Source organism: Microcoleus sp. bin38.metabat.b11b12b14.051 (assembly GCF_013299165.1).
Classification (GTDB): domain Bacteria; phylum Cyanobacteriota; class Cyanobacteriia; order Cyanobacteriales; family Microcoleaceae; genus Microcoleus.
In genome coordinates, this window is record NZ_JAAFKD010000026.1 from 33,308 (window position 1) to 59,085 (window position 25,778).

The 25,778-nt window shown below is 46.4% G+C and carries 20 protein-coding genes and 1 pseudogene; 8 read left to right on the plus strand and 13 right to left on the minus strand.

What is annotated here, in order from left to right; translation table 11 throughout:
• Positions 1 to 70: 70 nt before the first annotated feature.
• On the minus strand, positions 71 to 223 hold the full coding sequence (locus tag QZW47_RS22960; protein WP_293132008.1) for a hypothetical protein: 153 nt from the start codon (positions 221 to 223) through the stop codon (positions 71 to 73).
• Positions 224 to 228: 5 nt separating this feature from the next.
• On the opposite strand from QZW47_RS22960, the gene QZW47_RS22965 reads away from it, so the two are divergent.
• The 3 genes from QZW47_RS22965 to QZW47_RS22975 all read left to right on the plus strand — a co-directional run bounded on the left by QZW47_RS22965 (position 229) and on the right by QZW47_RS22975 (position 3,481).
• Positions 229 to 471: a hypothetical protein gene (locus QZW47_RS22965; RefSeq protein ID WP_293132011.1), complete on the plus strand. Its 243-nt coding sequence runs from the start codon at positions 229 to 231 to the stop codon at positions 469 to 471.
• 124 nt (positions 472 to 595) lie between these two features.
• On the plus strand, positions 596 to 1,606 hold the full coding sequence (locus QZW47_RS22970) for a glycosyltransferase family 2 protein (protein WP_293132014.1): 1,011 nt from the start codon (positions 596 to 598) through the stop codon (positions 1,604 to 1,606).
• 624 nt (positions 1,607 to 2,230) lie between these two features.
• On the plus strand, positions 2,231 to 3,481 hold the full coding sequence (locus tag QZW47_RS22975; protein ID WP_293132017.1) for a glycosyltransferase family 4 protein: 1,251 nt from the start codon (positions 2,231 to 2,233) through the stop codon (positions 3,479 to 3,481).
• A gap of 158 nt (positions 3,482 to 3,639) precedes the next feature.
• Here the strand turns inward: QZW47_RS22975 and QZW47_RS22980 are convergent, their stop codons facing one another.
• The 8 genes and pseudogenes from QZW47_RS22980 to QZW47_RS23020 all read right to left on the minus strand — a co-directional run bounded on the left by QZW47_RS22980 (position 3,640) and on the right by QZW47_RS23020 (position 11,722).
• Positions 3,640 to 3,993, minus strand: a complete 354-nt coding sequence (locus QZW47_RS22980) for a DUF1257 domain-containing protein (protein WP_096832348.1) — start codon at positions 3,991 to 3,993, stop codon at positions 3,640 to 3,642.
• Positions 3,994 to 4,123: 130 nt separating this feature from the next.
• On the minus strand, positions 4,124 to 5,644 hold the full coding sequence (locus QZW47_RS22985; RefSeq protein WP_293132029.1) for an AAA family ATPase: 1,521 nt from the start codon (positions 5,642 to 5,644) through the stop codon (positions 4,124 to 4,126).
• 110 nt (positions 5,645 to 5,754) lie between these two features.
• Positions 5,755 to 6,105: a hypothetical protein gene (locus QZW47_RS22990; RefSeq protein ID WP_193974745.1), complete on the minus strand. Its 351-nt coding sequence runs from the start codon at positions 6,103 to 6,105 to the stop codon at positions 5,755 to 5,757.
• A 645-nt stretch (positions 6,106 to 6,750) separates the two neighbouring features.
• Positions 6,751 to 8,112, minus strand: a pseudogene (iscB, locus tag QZW47_RS23000) (RNA-guided endonuclease IscB).
• Between the two features lie 230 nt (positions 8,113 to 8,342).
• Positions 8,343 to 9,080, minus strand: coding sequence for a group II intron maturase-specific domain-containing protein (locus QZW47_RS23005; RefSeq protein WP_293132037.1), 738 nt, complete (start codon positions 9,078 to 9,080; stop codon positions 8,343 to 8,345).
• Positions 9,081 to 9,167: 87 nt separating this feature from the next.
• On the minus strand, positions 9,168 to 9,731 hold the full coding sequence (locus tag QZW47_RS23010) for a reverse transcriptase domain-containing protein (RefSeq protein ID WP_366930923.1): 564 nt from the start codon (positions 9,729 to 9,731) through the stop codon (positions 9,168 to 9,170).
• Positions 9,646 to 10,005 carry a reverse transcriptase N-terminal domain-containing protein gene (locus tag QZW47_RS30220; RefSeq protein ID WP_366930924.1) on the minus strand — a complete coding sequence of 120 codons (360 nt, stop codon included), beginning with the start codon at positions 10,003 to 10,005 and terminating at the stop codon, positions 9,646 to 9,648. The genes QZW47_RS23010 and QZW47_RS30220 overlap by 86 nt, the downstream gene beginning before the upstream one ends.
• 514 nt (positions 10,006 to 10,519) lie before the next feature.
• Positions 10,520 to 11,722: a mechanosensitive ion channel family protein gene (locus QZW47_RS23020; protein ID WP_293132040.1), complete on the minus strand. Its 1,203-nt coding sequence runs from the start codon at positions 11,720 to 11,722 to the stop codon at positions 10,520 to 10,522.
• A 94-nt stretch (positions 11,723 to 11,816) separates the two neighbouring features.
• Here QZW47_RS23020 and QZW47_RS23025 point away from each other — a divergent pair, with 94 nt between their 5' ends.
• The 3 genes from QZW47_RS23025 to QZW47_RS23035 all read left to right on the plus strand — a co-directional run bounded on the left by QZW47_RS23025 (position 11,817) and on the right by QZW47_RS23035 (position 14,298).
• On the plus strand, positions 11,817 to 11,972 hold the full coding sequence (locus QZW47_RS23025) for a hypothetical protein (RefSeq protein ID WP_293132043.1): 156 nt from the start codon (positions 11,817 to 11,819) through the stop codon (positions 11,970 to 11,972).
• Positions 11,973 to 12,294: 322 nt separating this feature from the next.
• On the plus strand, positions 12,295 to 13,239 hold the full coding sequence (locus QZW47_RS23030) for a DMT family transporter (RefSeq protein WP_293132046.1): 945 nt from the start codon (positions 12,295 to 12,297) through the stop codon (positions 13,237 to 13,239).
• A gap of 93 nt (positions 13,240 to 13,332) precedes the next feature.
• Entirely contained in the window at positions 13,333 to 14,298 is a 966-nt protein-coding gene (locus QZW47_RS23035; RefSeq protein ID WP_293132049.1) for a DMT family transporter, read from the plus strand.
• 37 nt (positions 14,299 to 14,335) lie between these two features.
• Here QZW47_RS23035 and QZW47_RS23040 read toward each other — a convergent pair whose 3' ends face one another.
• Both QZW47_RS23040 and QZW47_RS23045 read right to left on the minus strand, forming a co-directional pair.
• Complete coding sequence (locus tag QZW47_RS23040; protein ID WP_293132052.1) at positions 14,336 to 15,073, minus strand: sugar phosphate nucleotidyltransferase; 738 nt, start codon at positions 15,071 to 15,073, stop codon at positions 14,336 to 14,338.
• Between the two features lie 78 nt (positions 15,074 to 15,151).
• Positions 15,152 to 16,246 carry a GHMP kinase gene (locus tag QZW47_RS23045; RefSeq protein ID WP_293132055.1) on the minus strand — a complete coding sequence of 365 codons (1,095 nt, stop codon included), beginning with the start codon at positions 16,244 to 16,246 and terminating at the stop codon, positions 15,152 to 15,154.
• Between the two features lie 149 nt (positions 16,247 to 16,395).
• Between QZW47_RS23045 and QZW47_RS23050 the strand changes: the two genes are divergently transcribed.
• Positions 16,396 to 16,935, plus strand: a complete 540-nt coding sequence (locus tag QZW47_RS23050; protein WP_293132058.1) for a Dps family protein — start codon at positions 16,396 to 16,398, stop codon at positions 16,933 to 16,935.
• A 166-nt stretch (positions 16,936 to 17,101) separates the two neighbouring features.
• Here the strand turns inward: QZW47_RS23050 and QZW47_RS23055 are convergent, their stop codons facing one another.
• Complete coding sequence (locus QZW47_RS23055) at positions 17,102 to 20,131, minus strand: TIGR03032 family protein (RefSeq protein WP_293132061.1); 3,030 nt, start codon at positions 20,129 to 20,131, stop codon at positions 17,102 to 17,104.
• 55 nt (positions 20,132 to 20,186) lie between these two features.
• Positions 20,187 to 21,737 carry an ATP-binding protein gene (locus tag QZW47_RS23060; protein WP_293132064.1) on the minus strand — a complete coding sequence of 517 codons (1,551 nt, stop codon included), beginning with the start codon at positions 21,735 to 21,737 and terminating at the stop codon, positions 20,187 to 20,189.
• A 348-nt stretch (positions 21,738 to 22,085) separates the two neighbouring features.
• Here QZW47_RS23060 and QZW47_RS23065 point away from each other — a divergent pair, with 348 nt between their 5' ends.
• Entirely contained in the window at positions 22,086 to 25,763 is a 3,678-nt protein-coding gene (locus QZW47_RS23065; RefSeq protein ID WP_293132067.1) for an FG-GAP-like repeat-containing protein, read from the plus strand.
• The last annotated feature ends 15 nt before the right edge of the window (positions 25,764 to 25,778 follow it).

Genomic DNA, 25,778 nt, shown 5'->3' on the forward strand with positions numbered 1-25,778 from the left:
CAACCGAATTTTTACCAAAAAGAATAGGTTGAAAGCCTCTGGCTTGTCTAGTGTCGTCGCCGCTGTCCTCCTAGTCCAAACAGGTCGCAGAAGCCCCTGTAGCTAGCCCGAGCGCCTCCATTACAGCCGCCGCGTCGAATAGGTGAAACAACTGCCAGCCGAAACTCAAAGCTGATGCGGGGCCCGCGCCAGCTCGATCGTATATAGCGGTTCTCAAAAACATGAGGTATGCCCTATGCCCTATGCCCTATGCCCTATGCCCTATGCCCTATGCCCTATGCCCTATGCCCTATGCCCGGCATACCTCACCTTTTTGAGAAAGGCTATATCTTTGTCTGCTACTGCAAACTATCAGCTCGATCGATCTACCAACAAGTGCAAGAATATATTGCCAAGAAAAAAGTTAAATTTAACTTTTTTGACCTGGCAGCACTCAAAAGTATTGGTGTGGTAGAATTCACCATCGGCTAACAGTAGTTGAACACCCAATACATAAACTTGAGCAGCTTTGTTTTGTGAAGATATTGTGAAGTTAGCGACAGTGTTACTAAAATATTAAAATAACAGCTCGCAATTGGAATTTAAGAGGTATCGCTTGAAACAAATTGGATTAGTTGCGATCGGGCGGAATGAAGGCGATCGCCTTGGAGCGTGTTTGCGGTCAGCGATCGTCCAAGTAGCTCTGGTGGTTTATGTTGATTCCGGCTCAACTGACGGCAGTTTGGAATTAGCCCGGTCTCTAGGAGCCGATACAGTAGAACTAGACCTATCTATCCCATTTACCGCAGCACGCGCCCGAAATGAAGGATTTGCCCGCCTGCGGCAATTAGAGCCCGACATCGAATTTGTTCAATTCGTAGATGGCGACTGCGAAATAGTTGGTGGCTGGCTGCAAACAGCCCAGCAAGAACTCGCCGCCCGACCAGAATTAGCCGCAGTCTGCGGGCGCCGGCGCGAAAAATTCCCCGAAGCCACAGCATACAACCGACTGTGCGACATGGAGTGGGACACACCAGTTGGTGACGCCAAAGCCTGCGGGGGCGACTCCATGATGCGGACATCGGCATTCGAGCAAGTCGGCGGTTTCAACCCCACACTGATCGCCGGCGAAGAACCGGAACTGTGCGTGCGGCTGCGCCAAAACGGCTGGAAAATCGAGCGTTTGGATGCAGAAATGACCCTGCACGACGCCCAAATGACTCGTTTTGACCAGTGGTGGAAGCGCTCTCAAAGAGCAGGTCACGCCTACGCCGAAGGTTCCTGGTTGCACGGAAACACCCCAGAGCGCCACTGGGTGAAGGACACCATCAGTATTTGGTTCTGGGGAGGCGTTTTGCCGGTGATAGCATTAAGTACGGCGTGGTTCACACAAGGGTGGAGCCTCTGGTTGCTGGCCGGTTATCCGGTACTTACTTACCGAATTTACCGCCGGATGCAGCAGCAGAATTTGCCAGCCAAGGATGCTGCACTTTATGCTACATCTTGCGCGATCGGCAGATTTCCTCAGTTGCAAGGTCAGATTCAGTTTCACCAGCGCCGGTTGCTGGGACAGCGCAGCAGCTTGATCGAATATAAAACATCAAAGCCTGTGAATTCGGCGAGGTAGAATGAGTCCTAAATTTAGTGAGTAGATCAGTCAAAATAAACATAACTTGTCTGTCCTCTATGCCCTTGCCTGTGGCAGTTATGCCTCAGGCAAGTATCCAGATAACACAAAAAAGTGGGCAACCAAAAATATAAATTTTTATTGATAGACTGTAGCCCCAATGCTGCATTTGTATTTTTGGCAGGGTACATTTTTTTAGAAGCTATTAGAAAACGCGGAGAGATAACTATTGTTAGCCATGAAATAGATACAACGCTTAGTTCAAAGTAAAAAGAACACGAAAGCATTAGTTGTATAACCGTCATCACAGGGGATTTAAGCCCCCACCTTTAGGTGGATTGTTTTTAGGCAGGGGCTTAAATCCCCTGCCTAAAAACTTCGCACTCCGAAGTCAACCCCTCGACTTCGCGGGCGGGCTCTTCTGTCAACTGTCAACTGTTAACGAAAGTCTGGATACTAAACAATACTTGCCAGAGAAAGCCACGCGACACTGAAAATTTCAAATAACGGCATTCAGCTAGTTTCTTAGGCAGTTTAGTTGATGCAGGATTCAATCAATGACTTGCGAAAAATCAAATTGTAAATCTAAATAGTCTATTAATTCACTTGGGATAAAAATAAGTTATGCGAATAGTAATTGTTGCTCAAAATGCCTCAACTCAATTCGGTGGTGAGTCATTGCTGCCGGTGAACTACTTCCGGATACTTCGATCGCGTAAAATAGAGACTTGGTTAGTAGTGCACGCGCGCACCCAGGCCGAACTCGAAGCGCTCTTTCCAGAAGATCGCGATCGAATGCACTTTGTATCCGACACTTGGCTGCATCGGCTCCTTAGCACTTGCGGGGAATTGATTCCAGCCAGAGTGAATGAATTTACTTTTGGGCTGCTCAGTCACCTGTACACCCAGATGCTTCAGCGCCGGATTGTCCGGCGGTTGGTGAGCGAACACCAAATTGATGTTGTACACGAACCCACACCAGTCTCGGCAACAATTCCTTCGTTAATGTTCGGATTGGGTGAGCCCGTAGTTATGGGGCCGATGAACACGTCGGTTAAATTTCCTCTGGCATTTCGATCGCGCCAAAATCCGACCATTGATATTTTAATTGCGATCGGTTACCAGTTCGTCGATGTCTTCAATCGTCTTGTGCCAGGTAAAATCAAAGCCGAGACGCTGTTGGTAGCAAACGAGCGCACGAAGCAAGCACTTCCAACTGGAGTGCAAGGTAAAATCATTGAACTTGTCGAAAACGGCGTGGATTTCTCAGTGTGGCGATCGGACTCTACCGCATCAAACGAGCAAAATCAACAAATTCACTTTGTTTTCTTGGGGCGTCTGGCAGACTGGAAAGGTGTAGACTTGCTGCTGGAAGCTTTCGCCATCGTCGCCACTCAAACTGATGCAGTATTGGAAATCATCGGCGACGGGGATATGCGAGGGGAACTCCAAGCTCAAACCGCTCGTTTGGGGATCGAGAGCAGGGTTGTATTTAGCGGCTGGCTTTCTCAGGAGCAGTGCTCTCTCAAAATGCAACAAGCTGATACAATGGTGTTCCCTAGTTTGCGAGAACCGGGCGGGGCTGTGGTGATGGAGGCAATGGCAGTGGGCTTGCCGATTATAGCAACGAACTGGGGTGGCCCAGCGGATTATCTGGATTCCACTTGCGGTATTTTAGTAGAACCCACTTATCCAGAAGGCTTCGTCAAGGGGCTAACTGATGCGATGCTGAAGCTAGCTCAGTCGCCAGAATTACGGCAGAATATGGGTATGGCTGGACGGGAACGTGTCCGGCAGCGTTTTGACTGGGAACGCAAAGTCGATCGCATGATTGAAATTTATCAACAAACGATCGACACTTGCCAGAAGCATTAGCTAAGCCAAGCACTAAAGCAGCAGCTCTCTACTAGGGAGCTGCTGCTTGGGGTTGCTAAAAAAGTGTGTGGCGGCAAAAGAACCCCACTCTACATCTTAGCTAAAAACGGGTTAACCCGTATTTGGTTAACCCGCGAGCTTAGAAACACGCAAAGCGATTAATTTTGCACTACCAGCTTGACGTTGGCGTTTTGCAAACCGCGCTGCTTGACTGCTGCCAAGGTCTTGTTAACTGCGTACTTCTGGTTGATGGAGTTAATTAACTCAGTTTGATTGTGCTTTTTGGCGACGCCCCAGAGGTCTGCAATCAGATCAAAGGAACCGTCGCTATTGCGAGACCAACCCAGGTCGTATTCGCCTTCCAGAGTCGCCACGATGTCGGAGCGAACGCGCTGACCATTATAGCCGCGAACATCTGCTTCTGACTTGACTGAAATGCCCAAGTCACGTAGGGAAGCTTTCAAGATTTCGGCATCGGTGATTTTGGTACGCAGAGTGCTAAAGTGAGACATTGGATTTCCTCCTAATAAAACTGAGAGAGAAACAACAACGGTCTGGATTTAACGGTGCCGCTGGGCGGCTCTTCAATCGAACTGCTAGCTGTTGCTAGCCTTTGCTCCTGTTTGGACCAGGAGAAAGCTTTTAGAATTCCATTCGCTGGTATTCAGCGACGGAAGACGCAGCGGGCCGTGCGCGCTGTCTCGCCCAATCTCGGAGGGCGCTGACCTGTTCGGTCATGGTTTTAGACAGTGGCAATGTAGATTTAATGGCCGCGATGATATCTAACTGCGTAAACTCTCTATCTTGAGCGAAGGCCTCGTACATGGCTGCTACTAGCCCTTGCTCAATTTCTGCTCCTGAAAAGCCGTCGGAAACATTGGAAAGTTGCTCTAAATCGAAGCGAGAAATTTCCCGACGCCGTTTTGACAGGTGAATTTTGAATATATCTTGGCGTTCTTCTTTCGTTGGCAGGTCAACAAAGAAGAGCTCGTCGAATCGACCTTTCCTCAAGAATTCCCCCGGCAACCGCTCGATTCGGTTTGCTGTTGCCATTACGAAGACTGGGGAAGTTTTTTCTTGCATCCAAGTGAGGAATGAACCGAAAATTCGGCTGGAGGTTCCTCCGTCTGAGTCGGCCGAACCAGTGCCTCCTGCAAAGGCTTTGTCTAGTTCGTCGATGAAGAGGATGGCTGGGGAGATGGATTCTGCGGTTTTGAGGGCGTTGCGGAGGTTGGCTTCGCTGCGACCTACCATTGAGCCGTCGTAGACTCTACCCATATCTAGCCTTAGCAGGGGCAGTCCCCACAGGCGCGAGGTAGTCTTGGCAATCAGCGATTTTCCGCATCCGGGTACGCCGAGAATTAACATCCCTTTTGGTTGGGGCAAGCCGTATTCTCTCGCCCTTTCTGTAAAGGCGTTGGAACGCTGCTTGAGCCACCGTTTTAGTTCTTCTAAACCCCCGACTGCATCCAGGGTTTCGTCTTCTTCTACAAACTCTAGAATGCCGTTGCGCCGAATTAATTGCTTTTTCTCCGACAGAACTATGTCTACTTCTTCTTCGGTTAAGCGCCCCGTGGAAACTTGGGCTTTGCGATAAACTTTTTCAGCTTCATCCTTAGTCAATCCCAAGGCTGCTTTTAAAAGTTTTTCTCGCGCTTCTGTGGTAATGCGTCGCGATTTCGTTTGCTCCAACTGGCTAGACAATACTTGGTTTAGTTCCTTCATGTCTGGGAGCGCGAAGTCTAATACCACGACTTCCTTTTCTAGCTCGATCGGGATTTGCTGCAAAGGAGACATCAGGATAATTGTCTTTTGTGTTCCTTTGAAGTTGGCGATCGCATCACGCAACAACCTTGTTACGGTTGCATCATCTTTAAAAGGATGCAGGTCTTTGAATACATAGATAGTAGCGTTGTTGTTCGGTTCGCGCTGCCTAATCGCCCATTCAATAGCTGCCTGCGGCGAGAGGGTGCTTTGCTGAGTGTTTGCACGAGGTTGACCGTACTCTATCATGCCCTGGGTTACAGTCCAGACAAAGACTCGGCGCTGCGGCTTAGCTTGAGCTATTGCGGAAATTGCTTGCTCACACCGCTCTTCCTCGGATGTCACGAGGTAGATCAGAGGATATTGAGCTTGGATTAGTATACTGATCTCTTCTTGCATATTCCTCGACCCACTAGAGACGGTGCTATCTTTGCTGAATCTCAATGCTGCCATTAGCGCATTACTGAATGAGATTTCCAGTTATGGCTTTTTGAGCAAGCAAGGCATTCTTAGCAGGGAACCAATTCTTCCTCTCCCGGTTGGGCTGTGCTGGCACTGACGCCGGACACTTGCTTGACTGGAAGCTCCTGCTCAGCCAATACACTCGGCTGACTTGTTACCGATGCCAGTTCTCCATCTCGCATTACTACAGAACCCGTGCATTCTGGACAAGTGTACACCCGGTGGGTTTGTCCGTAGGAGGCTTCTACTTCGTCAACCAGTTCGGGGTTTCCTAGGTAGAAGACAATTGCCCTTTCTGCAATTGATGACATCGGTTCTGTTTCAACTGCGGCTTTGATTTTGAGCTGGCGATGCAGTTCAGGTGGAAGATACAGTGTAACTTTTTGCTTTTCTTGCATATCAGTGAATTGACTTACCCGGGTATGTATATTAGATTAGCTAGTTAATTCTTTGCTGTCAAGCCTCTATGCAGCTTTAGCGTCATATTGTAATATCTCGTTACAATTTCGGATGGCGACAACGGCAAACTAGGGATGTAGCTGATGAGGCATGGGAATTGGGCATCGGGAATTGGGCATCGGGAATTGGGCAATTGCTGAAACCGTTAATAGTTAAGCATCCGACTCCTGACTCCTGACTCCTGGCTTCTGCTATAAAAAGGAAAATCTATCAGCGTCTGCCGGTAAACTTCCGGCAATCTCGTGTCAAAACACCGCCCTTGCACCACATAACCAGCCATTCCCTCGAACTCCCGCAACTTATCCAAACACGACGTTAACTGAAATTCGCCTCTTTCTCGAAAATTGCTATTAATACAGCGGTTCCCGCTGTAATGCGGTACGCTTAATTAATCCTCAACATTTAAGAAATTGGGAAAGTTAATTGCTGCTACTGTACCTCATAAGAGCGGGAACCGCTGTATTTGGGTGAATTTTGTAACACTTGAACAATGGTAGAGCGACTTCTTCGATCGATGATTAATGTACTCTTTTTCATCAAAATTATGGGTAGAAACCCCGTCTTTCAAGACGGCTTTACTTAAACTATAACTGGTACGAATACCCATCTTTTCTATGGAGAATCTGACAGTATTGATGGTTAATACCCTGTACCAATTCTTTCGCTGATATATTGAAAGAACCGCTGCTGCGAACAGCTACTCTACCAACATATTCACCAATTTTATTTCCACTGGTTACCACTGCTTTTACAAGATCGCCCGTTTGAAAACCTTTAACAAATTTGTCGCGAGGTACGTAACGAGATGGAAAACCAAATTTATCAGTGCGGCACATTTGGCGAGTGCCATGACCGTTTGATTTGATTGACAATGGCTGAGCGGTTAACACAACTAATTTATCAACCTTGCCAACACAAGCAGCGTCAAAATAATGAGTTTTGGGCAACTCTAATCGAGTGCGATTGTATTTTGTCTGCCCGCCGGAGCCTGTCGTAACAGGTAATCCCGTTAGCTTGAGTTGGTTGAACAATGCCCAGCGGGTTGAATTGACGGCGGTGGCATCCTTGAGCGGTCGTTTGACTTGTGCCATGATTTGCTTAACTAAATCTGGCTTCTTCGAGAGGAAATCCTTAATATTTTGAGTGCCTTTCTTGAGATTACATTTTTCGCAAGCTAGGCACAGGTTAGAAATGCGATTGCTACCTCCTCTTGCCTTGGGATGAATGTGTTCTACCTGCAAGGGAATATTTTCAGTCTTGCAATAAGTACACTTTCTGTCCCATTTGTTGAGCAGATATTCTCTGATCTCGTACCCAAGTAATTCGCCTTGCTGATATTCAACACCAGAGATTTCGGGATTCTCTAGTTTTTGAAGGTCGAATCGAACCAGTTCCATCGCGATACTACTTATGGGCGCAAATCTGATGAATTTGTTGACCCAAGTAAGTATTGTATCTACTCTGTGTTTCAAGCTAGGAGCTAGCCAACTAAGCTGTTCGACATTTAAATTGCATTATTACCCCTCCGAACTCCTTGCTACAAGGGAATCAGCTTGGAAATTTAAATGACGATTAGCTTATGAGGGCGAGTGCGATTTAGGAAACGCGCTTGACGGTAACGGGTATGTTTAGCCAGGGCGACCTCGACGAATAGCACGGCGAGAATCTAGACCAGCTTTAATGGTTTGACCTCGGTGCATTAATTCCGCTACAAAGATGAGTTTGTTGTCTTTGAGTAGCGCAATTCCCGTAGTCTTGCTACCAGGATCTAACTTGACTTGAACTGGCCCAGTATCGGTGTCAACGACATTTTTAAGAATTATCGTGAACGGATATCTGCGGAAGACCGCTGCTTCACCACATGAAAGTAACTTTCTAGCTGTGGCAGGATGAACCGGGTCAAGTGGTCGTTTGTTTGTATCAAGTACGAAGGTGTAGTTTTGCATGAAATTCTCCCTTGCGGGGTAATGTTTGCCTCGATCTTGATATCTAAGCTTGTTGAGCCAACAGCACTGATTCAGTGACCTTAGTTTGAGTCGATGGGGAGTATTATCTCCCGCACCTCTGAGTTAATTAGAGTCGATGCCTGTGTTACCACAGGACACCTCTCCTTCAGAACGCGGACGTGCAGCTTTCACTGCATCCGGCTCCTAGTCTGACACCTAATAAGTCGGGTTTAACCCGCTGTTCGGACTCTCACCTGACCATGAACGGTCTGATGCTGGTGACATTCACGATGTAGAACTTCCAAATTTATAGGTTTCCAATTGTCATGGTTGCCGTCGATATGGTGTAATTCTGCAATATCACCTGAACTGAACGATAGATTACATTCTGTACATCTGTGATTCTGTTTCTTGAGAAGTCGTGCCGTTATCCCATCGTAGTGAGCATTCTCTCGTTTTGACCAGTAAACAAAATCGCCATCATAGGGTGATTTATCTCCCTTGACAATAACAAACTTGCAGGCTGACCAACTAACCGCAGGAATTGCTCTTTTTATAACCTTATTGGTTTGATAACGGTTGTATCTTCCTTGTTTCCGAATGAATTTCCATAACCAATAGCGCAGTGACCACAGGTTGTGTTGACTCAGATCGCAGAATCTATGGTAATTTCTCCACCCTCTTACCACCGAACCACACTTGTTGATTCGATGTTCGAGAGTGAAACGACTATCTTTTATCACTTCTTTAACTTTTGCCTTAATGCTAATTGTAGCTTTTTGACTGGGTGTTGAAATGAATTTACCATTGGGTTTAACTGAGAAGTTCCATCCAAGGAAGTCGAAACCATCTGTACTATGTACGACTTTTGTTTTGGCTTCTTTAACTTTTAATCCTCTTGTTTCCAAGAATTTATCAATGTGTCCTCGGAGGGGTTCAGGGTCGTCTTCTGGTTTCAGAATAAACACAACGTCATCCGCCTAACGAAATCCAGTAATAGTGTCTATGTATCTGCCACCATTTCTGATTTTTAATCTGACCTCATGACCAACATTTTATAATCCGTGAAGGACTATATTTGCTAGTAATGGGCTGAAAACTCCACCTTGGGGCGTACCGGATTCGGATGAAGGAAATTCTCCTCTGACTCCAGCTTTTATTGCCCTAAATACCCCTTGTTTTGCTGCCTTTGGTAGTTGGACTGATTGCATTAAGAATTTGTGGTCAATCTTGTCGAAACATTTTTCAATATCCAATTCCAAAATTCTTTTTTCTAACCCATTACTGCTAGAGTTTAGATTATTGAATAATTGTCTCTGGATATCATGGCAGCTTCTGCTAGGTCTAAACCCATAAGAATGAGCGTTGAACGTAGCTTCTGCTGCGGGTTCTAAGGCATATTTGATGAGACATTGATATGCTCTGTCGCTAATGGTCGGGATTCCTAGTCCTCTTTTAGTTCCGTCTACTTTGGGTATGTACACTCGCTTTAGGGGCTGATGTTTCCATTGCTTCCAGTTCTTAACTAACACTTCAAATAGTGCCAGTCTTTGTGAGGGTTCGAGGGCTTTCTTTCCGTCCACCCCTGCGGTTTTCCGTCCAGTATTTAACTGTGTCACTTGCCGAATAGCAAGCAATTTCGCTGCAAAGAGAGCTTAATAAAAGTTTCTGAAGCTTACGCACTAGGATCACGTTACCGTTCTTTTGAGCCTTGAATATTCTCACTTGTAGGCGAAACACAATTTTCCGCAGCTTGCGCCAAGGAATTGATTTCCATTTATCAACTGGATTTAACTCCGTTGCCATAACATTCTCTACGCCTGAATGAACATTTTCTATGTAAACCGTACCCAGTTGTCCAAGAGTCCTGATTTCTTGAATTTTTGAGTACATCTTACCAACTCTACCCGCTAACCCTTATTTAAGGAGTCCACAATTTGAGGAAGTAATTTTCTCAAATTGAAGGTTGAAAGAGCAGTTTTATTCGTTCCTCTGTTTAGTTGTTTTGTAGTTTTAGGTTCTCTCATTTCGCCCACGATTTCCCAGAATTGCATTTATCCAGTTCAAAATAATGCGGGTATTTTCACACTTTAAGTGTTATGTTGTGTCGTTGTTCGACCTTGATTTCGGTCCTTCACGCTCAGACGCTTTTTCCGAGAGTTCAACTAATGTTTAACCTTGACTACTTACCTATACGAGTTGCTCCCATCTCAGGTTTGTTATTCTCGTTCTGTCCCCAGCTTCATTTTTAGAGTTTGTTCTCTATCCATGTGGGCAGTTTTGGCATCACGCCATTCCTAGCGGGTAAGACTTGTCAAATTTGAGTTTGACGCACTCACACTCAACTGAAGTTACCTTTACTATCTTTTAGGGCTTGCACCCAAGGCGGCGTAAAGGCTCTAATCCCCTAACCCATACAGGCTAGTTTCATAGAAACGAACCGCACGAACCGCACCAGCGTGTCTCGCGTGTAATCTCCATTCAGGTCATTGATCCAGATTTTGGGGTCTTGCCATTCATTGCGTGAACTCTTGAAGTTTTCTCGCAACCATTCGCGAAAGCGTTCTACCAGATCGTCTAATCGCGTTTCTAACCCTTTGGGATTACTGATTGCCCAAAACAGCTTGTTGACTTTGATCTTCAACAAATCAATCTTCTGTTCCCACTCTTGCTTCAACATTTGCTGGTCTTCTTGAAATAGGTCAGGGTCTTTCAACCAGTACTGATACCAACGGCGCATCAGCCCAATCAAACTACTGTCGTATACTGTTCCCGTAGCTTCACTGAGCCAGCGTCTGCGACGGTCATATCGATCGGGCTTTAATTCCAGTCCAATCTTTTCACAAAGTTCTAGATAGTGTGATTGCACTGTTCGCCGCTCCTCTATATCTAATCCGCCCCTTTCTAATTGGGAGATGAGAGCGGCTAGGTGCGCCAAACCCATTTCAATCTCAGCTAGTATAGTATTCACCTCATACTCAGCTAACAAGCGTTGCCGTCCCGCCTCTCGCTTCTGTTGCCATTCTACCCCAGGTAAAGAGTAACCATAAAACTGGTCAACTACTTCTAACTTCTTGTTAATTTCGCCCATGGTATCGGGGTGCGCCAGCACGACTTTTTCCATCAGGGAGATGGCTAGAAACGGGTCAACATCTGCTTTGATGGGGATGGAGATCGTGTAGTAGTAATGATTGGTCGGACGGCTGAGGTTAATAATGTTTTGCCCTTCAAACACGGCATTGGGGATGTAAATGTGTGAGTGGGTGTCAATGAGATACAGTTCGGTTAATCGCAGCCCAATGTGTTTAATCACGCCTCTTCTACCGTTGGCTAGCTCAATCACATCCCCAAAGCGAAATGGTGTATCGATGAGCAAGACTAACCCACTGAAGAAGTTTGCCAGAATATCTTTTAGCGCAAACCCCAAGATAAAACTCATTCCTCCGATTGCAACTAACAAACCTTGGATGTCAACACCGAACGCCTGGAGAAACAGCAGTCCAGCCACCAAGTAAACAATTAAAGGGAGAACATTTTGTAGGATGGGAGCGAGAACATCATCCCACATTGCCTCGGAGCCTTCGGCATACTGCCTAAAAGCATAGGTCACAACCTCGGCGATCAATTGAACCACCCAAAAGGCGACGACAAGGACAAGAAAAGCGGTCAATCCTCGTTGGAACCAAGTAATGTAACTTGTAGGAGTGACAGATAGCGTCAGCAATGCCAGCTTCAAACCGATCGCGACCGCAATGAGTGTCAGCGGCGTTTCTGAGATGTTGAGTGCAACTAACGGTAGGTCGGAGGAAATACACGGAACACCCTCCGCAAAATACCAAACAGTAGGTAGAGAGCAATAACGACAACACCAATAATGCCGAAGTTAAGCAAAAATGCACCCCATCCTTGAGCCGGAAAAATGCCTGACAGAAACGCAGAACTGCTTGGTATTGTCATTGGGAAACCCGCTCCGTAAAGAAAGTATGTAAAAATTGGTGCTTGACATAGTCTTAGATAGGTGTTAATTAATGAAAGGTATCGGCTTTCAAAAAGAGGAATATCTCAAAAAAAAACAAGCATTTAGCCGCTAGATTTGCTAGAGAAGACTTCTCAATCGCCACGAAGCACAGTTGCTTCACAGTCAATCATAAGTTTTTCTGTTTTATATTTGTTTGACCCCTGATGAATGAATCCAATAAAACGACGATTGCGATCGTTTCATTATTTGTCGGTGTAGTCGCCATATCTTTTGGCTCTATCTTCACCAGATGGAGTGAAGCTGAACTGACCCCCAATGCTACAACATTTAATCGCCTTTGGCTAGGTAGTGTCGTCTTCGGGCTGTGGCAAGGATACAAGGCGATACGTCAGAGACTTTCTTTTGACAAACCCGTTCAACAGGATTCATACACCAGTCAGGAGCTTTTGCTATTACTGGGTGCTGGGACTTTTTTTGCTGCCACCTTAGCCTTTGTAGCTTGGTCGCTGACTCAAACCAGCATCGCTATCTCGACAATCCTACATAATCTCGCCCCGATATTTACCAGCTTAGGAGCTTGGTTGTTATTCGGTCAAGGCTTTAACCGCCAATTTCTGATTGGGATGGTCGTCGCCATTGGGGGAGCGATCGCCATTGAAATCGAGCAGATCCAAATCGCCACTGGTGAAGTCACAGGAGGCATAGCTGCCATCCTCTCTGCGGTTTTTTTGGGTGCATACCTGCTGCTGTTAGAACAACTGAGAACCAAATTTGACCCGATCGCAATTCAGTTGTGGGTTTGTGTGATCGCTAGCCTATCCATCTTACCCATGCTTGTGTTCGCTGGAGATCGGATTTTTCCTTCTTCAGTGCATGGGTGGCTGTTCGTCATTTTTCTCGCCCTCGTCTGCCAAGTTTTAGGTCAGGGACTTTTAACATATAGCGTTGCCCGGTTGTCCTCAGTCGTTGTCTCCTTAGTACATTTGTTAGAGCCAGTATTTAGCAGCATTTTGGCTTGGGCAATATTTGGGGAAAAGTTAAGTTTCTCGAATGGGGTAGGTTTTGTCCTAGTTCTCATCGGTCTATACCTAGCCGTATCTAGCCAAGCTGCTTTCGATCTCCCACAAAATCGGCTAGAGAGCGGGTAGTCACCATTACTGTTTGTTTCAACGGCAAGCAACTGAAAAAGACTTTGCTCAAAAAATCAGCACAACTAGATGTCAACACATTTGCTAAAAAGTATGACAGCCAAACTGGAATTAGCACAGCAACCGTCGTCGAGAACACCAGCTTGGATCGCAACGGCTTCATTATTTGCCAGCCTAATCCCCCTATCTTTAGCACCAATCCTCGTCAAATTGTGCGAACGAGAAATAGGTTCAAATGCCGTAGCATTCCATCGCGGCTGGATCGCTACCATAGTCTTTGGGTTGTTGAGCGGACTTGAGGCTTTGGGCCGCCAAAAATCTGATAACCAACCCGTAGAACAGAAGTCTTTTACGAGACGAGAATTGGGGCTATTGGTAGCATTGGGAACTTTCGGAGCGACCTACTTCCTCCTGTGGTCTTTGTCGCTGACTCAAACCAACGTTGCCAACGTTACGTTATTTTGTGGTTTGAACCCACTGTTTGTCGGCTTGGGGGGGTGGTTGTTCTTAGGTCGGCGCTATAATAGCAGATTCATCATTGGCATGGTCATGGCACTGGCGGGAGCGATCGCTATGGGATTGGATGACGTGCAGTTCGCCACTGACCAAGTACAAGGTAATGCCCTCGCCTTACTATCCGGGATTTGTTTTGCTGCGTATCTGATACTGCTAGAACTACTGCGATCCCGATTTACCACGGCAACCTTACTGTTGTGGCGCTGCGCCTTCACGACTATGTTTGCGTTTCCCTTCCTCGCACTCGCCGAAGAAAGATTGTTTCCCCATTCCTGGATGGGGTGGTTTTTCGTAATTTTGCAAGCCATCTTGTGCCAAGTGTTGGGTCAAGGACTTTTGGCTTACAGCCTCAGCAGGCTGTCGTCAGGGTTCGTCGCCGTCACGCTTCTTTTCGAGCCAGTCCTTGCCTCAATCTTCGCTTGGGTAATTTTCTCTGAACGCTTGGGTTTCTTTGACTTGGTGGCGTTTGTCGTGATTTTATTAGGTATTTATGTAGCTCAATCGAGTCAATCTGCCGTTAAAGAAACCAGCGAGGTAGCGTAATTAATGCGCGATCCCTATATTTAAGAAATTGGGAAAGCTAATTGTTGCTACTGTACCTCATAACAGCGGGAACCGCTGTATGTTCTGCCAAATAATCAAAGATTTTAGGATCGAGGACATACATCCCAAACATTGATAAAAATAAATCCTCTGGCAAGCCTTCTACGCTTAAATGCTGCCGCGCATACTCGATATCCGGCTTTTCGTAAACTTGCGTCACAGACAAAATAGCATCTTGTTCCTGCCAAACTCCCGCCGCACAGCCGTAGTGATGAATTACATCAGATGGTGTTAATCTCAAACCGATCGCACTTTGCCGCACTTGCGAGTAAATATCCAATAGCTGGCGCGCGCAAGAGATTTCTATGGACGACAAATAAATGTGGTCGCCCAAAAGCAGGAGAAATGGCTCGTTGTTCACCCATTCCTTAGCACAGAATACCGCGTGGCCGAACCCTTCCTGGACATCCTGAGTGAGAATTGTAACGCGCTGACCCAACTCTTGTAAATATTGGCTGTACTCCTGATTTGGCTTAGACAATTTTTGGAAAAGTTCGGGAGACGGCCCAGTTTTAAAGAAATCTTCAAAAAAAGTGCGAGATCCCTTTTGCACAACTATACAAACTTCTTCGATGCCCGCACTCAAAGCTTCTTCCACAATTGCCAAAATTATCGGTTTAGCGCGGCCGTCGCGATCGATAATTGGCAAAAATTCCTTCTTCACCGCCAGAGTTGCCGGAAACATCCGAGTGCCGAAACCGGCGGCCGGAATCACGGCTTTGCGGACTTGCAGTCGGGAAGCTTTTTCTGCATCTTTTCTTTCTTCTATCTGCGTGGAACAGGCGTCCCGCCTTTATATTTCTGGGGTTGCTGCATTAAATTCTGTTTCAGGCTCCAAATGGGTCTGAGAACTAATAGTAAGTTTCACACATTCCATCTGAGGAAAATCCCGTGCAATAATATTGATAACTTGCTGTTGAATTTCTGCATCTTTCACGATAAATTGCGCCGTGCCGTCTCCCTGAGAACCTACTTTCTTCCCGCCCAAAATATAAGGCTGAATCGGTTGATAGTTCAGGAGTTCGTGCAAAACGGGAGCAGTTAATTGCCCGGGACAAGCGGGGATTAAATACCTGTCAAATTCCCTCTGGGCAACTTTCATCAACTCGCCGATTTTAACCGCATCTCCCTGCTGCAAAGCTGCGGCGGCATCTTGGGTAATTTGATAATTAATCGCACCGAGATATTTCTGCACGTTTACTTGAACTTCATTCGCAGCAAAGGGGTAAGCCTGATTAAGGCTTGCCAGGATTTCTTGAGTGTTTTTACTAGCGCCCAAATCTGCGATGACAAAAAACAAATCTTTGGTAACTTTTAGCTCAACAACATCCATTTGAGCGCCATCAAAAATCATCATAATCGGGCGATTTCCATAGGCACAACCCTGATCCATGCGGTCGCAACGGGAAGGTGTGGCAGTCTCGCCTAGATAAGCCATTTCCATTTCGGCACGGACGTTCATTTTTAAATCGTATAAGCGATTGAAAGCCCTGGCTACTAACACGCAAATTGCGGCACTTGAAGACAAGCCTTTCTGAATTGGCAAATCTGTTAAATAATTGTCAATTTCCAGTCCTCCCACGCTGCATTGCGAGAGAAATTGAGCGGCAACACCGGCTGCATAACTGAAAAAACTTCCTGTTTGTGCTTCAGCAAGCAGAGCATTTTTTGCCATCGGGAGTGCAGCTTCTATTTTTGTGCCGTCATTTAAAGCAGCCCGCAAAATCAAGTGTGTCGGATGTTTTTTGACTTCGGCATAAATTCCTTGATTTGTACTGGCTATCAGAGTGCAGCCTTTTTCTATAGCGGGATTCAGCGGGCGATAACCTGCGGCCCAATCGCTGTGTTCGCCAAACAAACACAGGCGGCCCGGAACAAAAAGTTTCATCGCATCTATCTAAGGGTATCTATAATTGTGATTACTTTAACCTGAAACGGAGATATTTTACTAAAGTGCGATCGTCCTTTGGGTTGATGTAAGTGACTGGGGAAATTTGTTTTAATAAATGTAAAGTTAGAGTTGAAGGAAGAGTTTCAATGCGTAAGTTAAACATAGGTCTATCTGAGGAGCAACGTGCAGGCGTGATCGAACTCTTGAATCACGACCTGTCTAATGCTTATCTACTGTTAATCAAAACCAAAAAGTATCACTGGGATGTAGTTGGCCCGCAGTTTCGATCGCTCCACCAGTTGTGGGAAGAACACTACCAAGCATTGACTGAGAATATTGATGCTTTGGCCGAACGGGTTAGGGCTTTAGGCGGCTACCCAATCGGTACTGCTGAGGGTTTTCTGAAGTATGCTTCGATTAAGGAACATATCGGCGATTTGCCTTTGGCGACTGAGATGGTGTCGCGTTTGGTTGACGATCACGAACTGGTTATTCGCAATCTCCGCCTACACGTCGAACAGTGTTCTGAAGAGTTCAAGGATGACGGAACCGCAGACTTTTTGACGGGTTTGATGGAACAGCACGAGCAAATGGCTTGGATGTTGCGATCGTTTATTGAAGGCGAATCTATTTCGCCCGATGGTAAACAGCCACAAGCTAAAACTCCTACGGCTTCTCACGCTTAGAGAGATTAGACCTCTTGCAAAAATAGCTAGGAACGGGCCGAAGAGCCCGTTCCAAAATTTGATAAAAAAGACTTTTGTAAGATATCTATTGTAGGGGAATTGTGCGCGGTATTGGTGTTAATTTAATCCAAAAGACCGCTTTTATACTTAAATCCCTGGCGGATTATTAAGTTTCCAAAGTGATTAATTGAGCAATTTCTTCAGTCTGAAAACCTAAAGCCATCGGTCTCTCAACTTCGGGAATGATTTGCACATCATAAAGTTCCGTGACTACTCCTTCAAATCGGAGCCAATGAACTACAGCGCCAGTATTGAGATCAATTACCATCATACCACAACGCGGCTCAGCATCTTTTGCTACTAACAATTCATCTAATTCTAAGCCGCTAAAAGTTCGATCGCCACCTCGCGGTTTGGAAAGTCCCACAATCGCCCAATTTTGCCAGAATGCGAGTCCTCGCACGTATCCGGGACAAAATGCGATCGCCTGAAATTCCCCAGTCTCTAAATCCACATAACCCAACTCTCCGCGCCCCGAATTCAGTACCCACAATTTGTCCTGATACCAGCGGGGCGAGTGCGGCATTGACAATCCAGTGGTGATGATATCATTGGATTCGATATCTATGATGATGCCGCCATTTTTTCGCCGATCGCGCCAGCCATCCACCACATCCGACTGACTCGATGCTGTCACATACTTAGGTTTTCCCTCCACCATCGCTAAACCGTTGAGGTGACAGCGATCCTCGTTGACGTATTGCGAGATAAACGGCGGTTTCCACAGCGGTTTGCAACTGTGACGATCGCTCAACGTGGCGATACAATTGAGCAACGTGCTGATGAAAATTACTTGTCCGCTGCTATCTACAGCTACATCATGAATGTCGATATCGCCTGTAGTGTGGGCGATGCGGGGCACGTAAAGCCGATCGCAATTTTGATGCAATTGTCCCGCCGCTAGCACGTTGTCTAATTGCCAGAGTTGATATTTGGAACTTAGGTAAATCCGCGATGGCGTGCAGAAAAGTCCCATCGCGCGATCGAATATCCGCCAAAAACCCGATATTCTGTTAGCTTCCGGGTGAGCACCGATGAACATCAATCGGCTGGTTTGATAGGTACTGCAAGCGATGGTAATTTTTTGTTGGGCTAGCCAAGTGGGCAAATCGCGATCGCCCAGAATTTCGCTGGTAGGTTCAGAAACTAAATTAACTGCCACTTTACCACCATTTGCCTCTATTAAATCTCCGAAATTTTCTGTTGCTGGCACATCGATCGCTGCGGGTGCTTTTCCCGATTGAAACTTCTCCCATGCCATCTCATATCCTAACTCTAAATGTCGCACAGTTTTCGGCGTATCAAATAATGGCAACTGGCGGCGGTGAGAGTGTAAATAATTTTTCAACTCTTGCAATTGAGCGGAATTATTTGCTAAGTTCACCGCTAACTGTTCGTATTCTGCTAAACTATTAACTATTAACTGTGGTAAGTTCACTGCTGTCAATAAACTCGCTCCTACCCGCGCCGCAAAAGTTTCACCGGGAAAGGTAATAAACGGAATTCCCATCCACAAAGCATCGCTACCTGTAGTATGAGCATTGCAATATAAAGTATCCAGGAATAAGTCAATCCAAATGTGGCGGATGAGATTTTCTTCTTTGCCGACTCTCGGCGCAAAAATCAGTCTTTCTCCATCAATTCCCCGCAACTTAGCCTCATTTTTCAGATTTTGTGTTGCTTCTGGATTGCTCTCCAACAACCACAAGACACTATTAGGTACTTGCTCTAAAATTCGCATCCACACGCCAAACATCACAGGTTCAATTTTACGGCTGTGATTGAAGCATCCGAACACAAAAGCACTTTCTGGTAATCCATATTTAGTTTTAGGGTTTTTCAGTTTAATTTGTGCGTTTTCGGCGGGACAAATCCGCAGGTAGTTGTTAATTTGATAGCTATCTGGTAAGCAAATGAATTTTTCACTAAAAAACTCGGCAATTCGGGGCGGCGTAACTATATTATCTGTGATAAAGTAATCGATAAAGTCGGCTCCCATTGTATTCGCGTAAGTCAGATAACTTATTTGAATTGGAGCGGGGCGCTGGGCTAAGATTTCAGGATTAGCATATACTGTATATCCTGCCATATCGATCAGAATATGAATTTTGTCATTATATATTTTCTCTGCTGCTGCTGGCGTAGTTAGACCTCGCAAATCGGTAAATTGATCGCAGTCTGTTTTAATTTTTTGTCGCTCGTAGCTGCCATCTTCCGGGCCTAGAGAATAGGCGAATATTTCAAATCGAGATCGATCGTGCAAAGCGAACAATTCACCCATTAAATGCGTCAGGGCGTGGTTGTGAAAATCTCCAGCAATGTAACCTACGCGCAGCCGTTGGGGAGGAGTAGCCGGAGGTAGATGAGGGGGAAAGTAGTTGCGATCGACTTTGCTGCTGACAAATTTGGCAAAGTAGCGGGCGATCGCTAAATGTCGATCGCCCTTAAATGGCGAAAACAGGGTAAAGTCAAAAATAGAGAAGTCTGTCAAGATATCTTGGGCGATTAGACTTGCGCCAATTTCCCACATTTGTTCGCTGAGGGCTGCTGAATCTTCCCATTGACAAATTACTTGGTTGACTTTCACCAAAGCTGCCATTGCATTGATGTTATTCGCGTCTAGTTGCAAGACTTTTTGATAATTTGCCGCCGCCTCAGTATATCGATCGCAGCCAAATTGAATTCTGGCTAAGTTTCCCAAGGCTGGAATCGAATCTGGTTGAATTGCTAAAGCTTTTTGATAGGCAATTTCGGCTGCTTCTGGCTTTTCCTGTTTGGCAAGTAGGCTTCCTAGGCTATTATAGGCGATCGCATAATTGGGATTGTAGGTGACGGCTTGTTCGTAGGCTGCGATCGCGCGATCGACTTCGGCGACATTTTCCAGAGCTACGCCTAAATTGTACCACGCTTGAGAGTAACGCTGTTCGCAGTTTAAGGCTTGGCGGTAAAAGGCGATCGCCTCTTGCCATTGTTGTTTGACTAATTTAGCATTTCCCAATTGAAAGTAAGCGGGAGCATAATTAGGTTCCAGCGTGATAATCTGTAAATATTCGGTTGTGGCTGCTTCCCAGTTGTCTTGCTTTTGGAGAGCTAAAGCGCGATCGTAAAGGCTATCTGCTGAAATTTGTTGTGACATTTTCTATCTATTAGTTTAGTATTAGATAATTTATACATTTGAGATTTTTTTTCACTTACGCTCGAATAACTGTAACCGCTCGTCCGGCTTGTGTTGTATGAATTTCTGTTTTCAACCGTTCTTCTAATTCCAGTGCGTTGTCGCGCCGATCGAAAATCACCAACCAACCCGAATCTTGTTTCAATCTCGCTAAATACTCATCTAATTGTAACAATCCTTTAGTCAAAGGATCGACTTTCCGAGTGCGCCAGACTTTCAATTCAATACCCAAAGTTACCTCACCATAGCCCAAACACAAATCCATGCGATCGCGCCCAATGGCATATTCTCTTTCTAACGTTCCTCCACCGTTAATTACCCGATGCAAAAACGCCATCAGCACCAAATGAGGCGCTATTTCGGGATAGGATGCACTCTTGAGTAACGGTTCGCCATGCTGCAACCAAAACGCCAGAAAAGCTTGGAGTAAAGCATCTGTGTTTAATTCTCCGCGAGCGTTGAGCCAACTCGGGCTGATAATCGGTAAACTATCTTGAGGCCCTTGCACCAAAACTCGCGGCAAAACTTCTCGGTAAATCGGATTCGCAATCACTAATCCCCCCGCCGGATCGCGTTTGAGCAATCCCAAATCTACCAAATACTGGCGATCGTCATTGGAAGACTCTGGCAATTCTCGTCCCGCCAACATTGGTTCAATAATGGCTTGAACTCGTTTTTCTCTAAGTCGTTCAGCTAAACTATCTAAATGTGTATCTTGGCGTTTAATAATGATTTCCTTTGCTGTTAAAATATGTTCTTTTGTAATGACTAGAGATTCATCAACGACCAATTCTTCGACTATTTCCTTAGCTAAAGCATTCACCAACCAAGGTTGTCCCTGAGTTAGTTCAAAGGCTAAATCTGCTGCTTCTGACGTAAAAACTTGTCCAGTATCTTGGGTGTGTTGTGCGTAAAGTTCTGCCACTTCCTCAATATTAAAATTTCTCATAGTCAGAGAGCGCACTTTAATATTAAACGGACTAGAAGTATTGAGTCGATCGCTCCCACCAGCCGCTACTTTATAATCTCTCACATCTCGCAAACCAATTAAACCAACTGATTGAGGAAAAGCATCAGGACGATTGGGATAACCATCTCGCAATTGACGCAGAATGGAAATCAAAGCAAGGTCTTGCAAAGCATCAATTTCGTCAATCAAAATAACCAAAGGACGAGAGGAAGACTCGGCCCAAAGATTGAGTGCTCCGCCGATGCGCTGTCTGGCTTCTAATGAAGACCAAACCGGAGGTTGTAACTCTTGAGGAAGTCGGATGGAAATTGCCCTGCCCCAAGCGCCCAGAATCGCTTCTTCTGCGCCTGCGATATCTTGACTGAAGGGTGCGCCAACTTCGACTGACAGCATGACAGCGGTATATTGTCCGCTATCAGTAAGTTGCTTGGCTAAAGCCAGCATGGCAGTGGTTTTACCAATTTGTCGCGGCGCATGGATCACAAAATAGTTTTGCTGGCCAATCAGTCGCTCTAGGTTGGGGAGGCGACTGGTAGCAGATAGCATATAGTGGATATCAGCGCGGCACGGGCCGGCGGTATTGAAGGAGCGCTGCATAGTTAAATTGGGATAGTTAAATTGGGGGAAACATCGGATTTTTTTCAGTGTACTGTGCGATCGATCTTAACTGAACCGTATTGACTTATAACCACAACATCAGGAGAACCTACTGGTTTGCTATGTGGTGCAATCTAAACAGATTTTTTCTTGGGTTAGCTAAGTAATGAAAATGGCGATCGCCCGTCGCAAAGGTCAAAGTTATCGTATTCGTGGATGGTGTTCAAAACAGATTCGTTATTAAGTGCATCAAAAGAGAAGTATTTTACAGATAAATTGCGATCGCGATCGTATCCGAATAATCTTTCTGGGTTTAAAATTTAATCAAAATTAACAATTATTATATTAATGCTATACACAACCAGAGCGATCGCCTTCATATCCTCCGACATCCCAGACAGCCAAACCCTGATCGACGGCATCATCCCCGGCATCGAAACCGCCATCCTCGACCCCAACCGCAACGCCGTAGACCAGATCGCCGAAACCCTCAAAGGCAAAGAATACTCAGCCATCCACATCATCTCACACGGTGCTCCAGGCCACCTTCAACTCGGCAACACACAATTAAATATTGAAACACTCCCGCAATACAGTCAGCAGATACAACAGTGGCGCGAAAGCCTCACAGAAAACGCCGAAATTCTTCTGTACGGGTGCAACGTAGCCGCCACAACCGATTCAACAACCGACAACCAAAAACCAAACCACCCACCAACAACCCATCCGCTGCCGAACTTTCTCACCCAACTGCACCACCTCACCGGGGCCAAAATCGCCGCCAACCCCCAGAGCACAGGCAACAGAGCACTGGGTGGAAACTGGGAAATCCAACAACTGATCCCCCCATCCCCCACACCACCCAAACTGGCGCTGACAGAAACCAGTTTCAACACCTACAGCGGCATCCTCGGCTTTGCTACGAAAGTTGACTTCCCCACTGGCGATCTAGCCAGATGGGTCAGTATCGGGGATTTCAACGGCGACGGGAAACCAGACTTAGCTGTGGCAAACTATAACAGCAACACCATCTCGATCCTGCTGAACACCACCACCAGAGGCGCCACCACTCCTACTTTTGCCCCCAAAGTAGACTTAAACACTGGGACTAACAGTAACCCCGGAGCCATCAGCATCGGCGACTTCAACAGCGATGGCAAACCAGATATAGCTTTTGGATCGAAGCGCAACAGCGGCATCTTCCTCAACACCACCACCACAGGAGCAACCACTCCGACTTTTGCCACCAAAGTAGACTTCATTACTGGGTTTGGCCCGATATCCATCAGCACCGGTGACTTCAACGGCGACGGCAAACCCGACTTAGCAACGGTGGACGGTGGCAGTGCCGGCATCTACCTCAATACCACCACCACCGGAGCCACCACGCCGACTTTTGCCACCAAAGTAGACTTCACGACTGACCAACGTGAATCCAATTCAGTCAGCATCGGCGACTTCAACGGCGACGGCAAACCCGACTTAGCTGTGGCGAACGCCTTCAGCCACACCGCCACCATCTTCCTCAACACAACCACCACAGGAGCCACCACGCCGACTTTTGCCACGAAAGTAAACTTCACCACTGGAAATTCCAGTTTTCCCAGAGCCATCATTACCGACGACTTCAACGGCGACGGCAAACCTGACTTAGCAACGGGGAACCTCGTCGATGCCAGCATCCTGCTGAACACCACCACCACCGGAGCCACCATCCCCTCTTTTGCGACCAATGTTGACTTCAGAGCTATTTACTTTAACCCCGCATCCGTCAGCAGCGGCGACTTCAACGGCGATGGCAAACCAGATATAGCTGTGGCGAACCCCACCTGGCGCACTGTTTCGATCCTGCTCAACACAACCGCCACCAGAGCCACCACTCCTACTTTTGCCACCATAGTAGACTTCACAGCGAATGACCCCACATCTGTCAGCACTGGCGACTTCAACGGCGACGGCAAACCAGACTTAGCTCTGGCAAACAATTTCGGCAATAACGTCAGCATCCTGCTCAACACCCCCACCAAAATCAGCATCGCCGCCGGCACCACCCCCACCGAAACAGGCCCCACCAATGGCACATTTAGTATTACCCTCGACACTCCGGCCCCCGTTAGTGGTTTAGTCGTCAACTTTGACACTACCGGCAGTACCGCCGCCAACCCTGGTCACTACTCCCTAACTAGGGGTACGAATATCACGGCTGTTACTGCTAATACTTTCACCATTGCGGCCGGTCAAACCACCGCTGTTCTCAATGTTGTCCCTGTCAATGATAATATTGTCAACCCAGGGGAAACAATCAAAGTCAACTTCACTCCAGATCCCAACAATTTTAACTACTTTCTCGATCCAGTTGCCACGAATAATACTGCTACGCTGACAATTACCGATAACGATTTACCCAAAAATCTCCCCACAGTTAATCTCTCAGTTTCTCCCACCACAACTACAGAAACCGGAACTCCAGTTATCACCGTAACCGCCACTGCATCAGGCGCAGTTGTCGGAGTTCAAACCGTTAATGTTGCTCTGTCAGGAACTGCAACTGCTGCTGACTTCACCGGGACAATTCCTACTAACATTACGATTCCTACTGGTCAAACTACAGGTTCCTTTACCGTTAATGTTAATGATGATGCACTCGTAGAACCTACTGAAACAGGTACTTTCACAATCTCCAATCCTTCTAGCGGTATTGTTTTGGGAACTACGAAAACTGGTTCTGTCGCAATTACCGATAACGATGTAACACCCGTACCAACACCGACGCCTGCACCTGTACCGACTCCAACTCCTGCGCCCGTACCTACGCCAACTCCTGCGCCCGTACCTACGCCAACTCCTGCACCCGTACCTACGCCAACTCCTGCACCCGTATCCACGCCGACGCCTGCACCCGTACCTACGCCAACTCCTGCACCCGTACCTACGCCAACTCCTGTACCCGTACCCACACCGACACCAGAACCCGTACCCACACCGACACCAGAACCCGTACCCACGCCAACACCAGAACCCGTACCCACGCCAACTCCTGCACCCGTACCCACACCGACACCAGAACCCGTACCCACGCCAACACCAGAACCCGTACCCACGCCAACGCCTGTTAACCTTCCCGATACAAACTGCATTTGCGACAAAATTGAGTATCCCAATCTCAACCAACCAAATCAACAAATTGATAACATTATCAATGGTGGTACTCTGCTAATTGGTACTCCCAAAAACGAGGCTTATTTTGGTAGCAACAAGCCCAATATTTTCGAGACCAAAGAAGGCAATAATAACCTATTTGGTAGCGACTTTAAGGATATCTTCAACGGCAATGAAGGTAATGACTTCATTGACGGGGACAACGGAGATGATCTCCTATTTGGTGGCAAAGGAAATGACATCATTGTTGGCGGTTTTGGTGAAGATATTATCTTGGGAAATCAGGGGAATGATTCCATTAACGGCAAAGAAGATGATGACTTGATCTTTGGTAATGAAGGTAATGATTTTATCGACGGTGGCAAAGGAAACGATATCCTATTCGGTGGTAAAGGAAACGATATCATTCTCGACAGTGAAGGCAATGATAGTCTCTACGGACAACTCGGGGACGATACTTTGTGCGGCGGTGCAGGAGATGACCTAGTTTATGGTGGTAAAGGTAATGATTTGATTGACGGCAGTAAGGGGAATGATTCGATTTATGGAGACCTAGGTAATGACACGCTTTTAGGTTGCGAAGGCGACGATATTTTGTTTGGAGGTTTAGGTAATAACAGCTTAGTTGGCGGTTTGGGAAATGACATTTTTGTGTTAGATTCCCGTCAGGGATTTGACAGAATTGCTGATTTTGTCCAAGGTCAAGATTTAATTGGATTATCGGGAGGTTTGAGTTTTAACCAGTTGGCAATAACTCAAGATTCTCAGGGCGCTTTAATCAAAAATGCCTTGACAGGTGAGTCGTTAGGTGTGATTTCTGGCGTAAGTGCTAGCACTATAACATCGGTTAACTTCATTCAAAGCTGATGGTATAGCAGTCGG

Coding starts and splice junctions, on each gene's coding strand:
- QZW47_RS22960 (WP_293132008.1), bottom strand. CDS start 223: ATGTTTTTGAGAACCGCTATATACGATCGAGCTGGCGCGGGCCCCGCA.
- QZW47_RS22965 (WP_293132011.1), top strand. CDS start 229: ATGCCCTATGCCCTATGCCCTATGCCCTATGCCCTATGCCCTATGCCC.
- QZW47_RS22975 (WP_293132017.1), top strand. CDS start 2,231: ATGCGAATAGTAATTGTTGCTCAAAATGCCTCAACTCAATTCGGTGGT.
- QZW47_RS22980 (WP_096832348.1), bottom strand. CDS start 3,993: ATGTCTCACTTTAGCACTCTGCGTACCAAAATCACCGATGCCGAAATC.
- QZW47_RS22985 (WP_293132029.1), bottom strand. CDS start 5,644: ATGCAAGAAGAGATCAGTATACTAATCCAAGCTCAATATCCTCTGATC.
- QZW47_RS22990 (WP_193974745.1), bottom strand. CDS start 6,105: ATGCAAGAAAAGCAAAAAGTTACACTGTATCTTCCACCTGAACTGCAT.
- QZW47_RS30220 (WP_366930924.1), bottom strand. CDS start 10,005: ATGTACTCAAAAATTCAAGAAATCAGGACTCTTGGACAACTGGGTACG.
- QZW47_RS23030 (WP_293132046.1), top strand. CDS start 12,295: ATGAATGAATCCAATAAAACGACGATTGCGATCGTTTCATTATTTGTC.
- QZW47_RS23035 (WP_293132049.1), top strand. CDS start 13,333: ATGACAGCCAAACTGGAATTAGCACAGCAACCGTCGTCGAGAACACCA.
- QZW47_RS23045 (WP_293132055.1), bottom strand. CDS start 16,246: ATGAAACTTTTTGTTCCGGGCCGCCTGTGTTTGTTTGGCGAACACAGC.
- QZW47_RS23050 (WP_293132058.1), top strand. CDS start 16,396: ATGCGTAAGTTAAACATAGGTCTATCTGAGGAGCAACGTGCAGGCGTG.
- QZW47_RS23055 (WP_293132061.1), bottom strand. CDS start 20,131: ATGTCACAACAAATTTCAGCAGATAGCCTTTACGATCGCGCTTTAGCT.
- QZW47_RS23060 (WP_293132064.1), bottom strand. CDS start 21,737: ATGCAGCGCTCCTTCAATACCGCCGGCCCGTGCCGCGCTGATATCCAC.
- QZW47_RS23065 (WP_293132067.1), top strand. CDS start 22,086: ATGCTATACACAACCAGAGCGATCGCCTTCATATCCTCCGACATCCCA.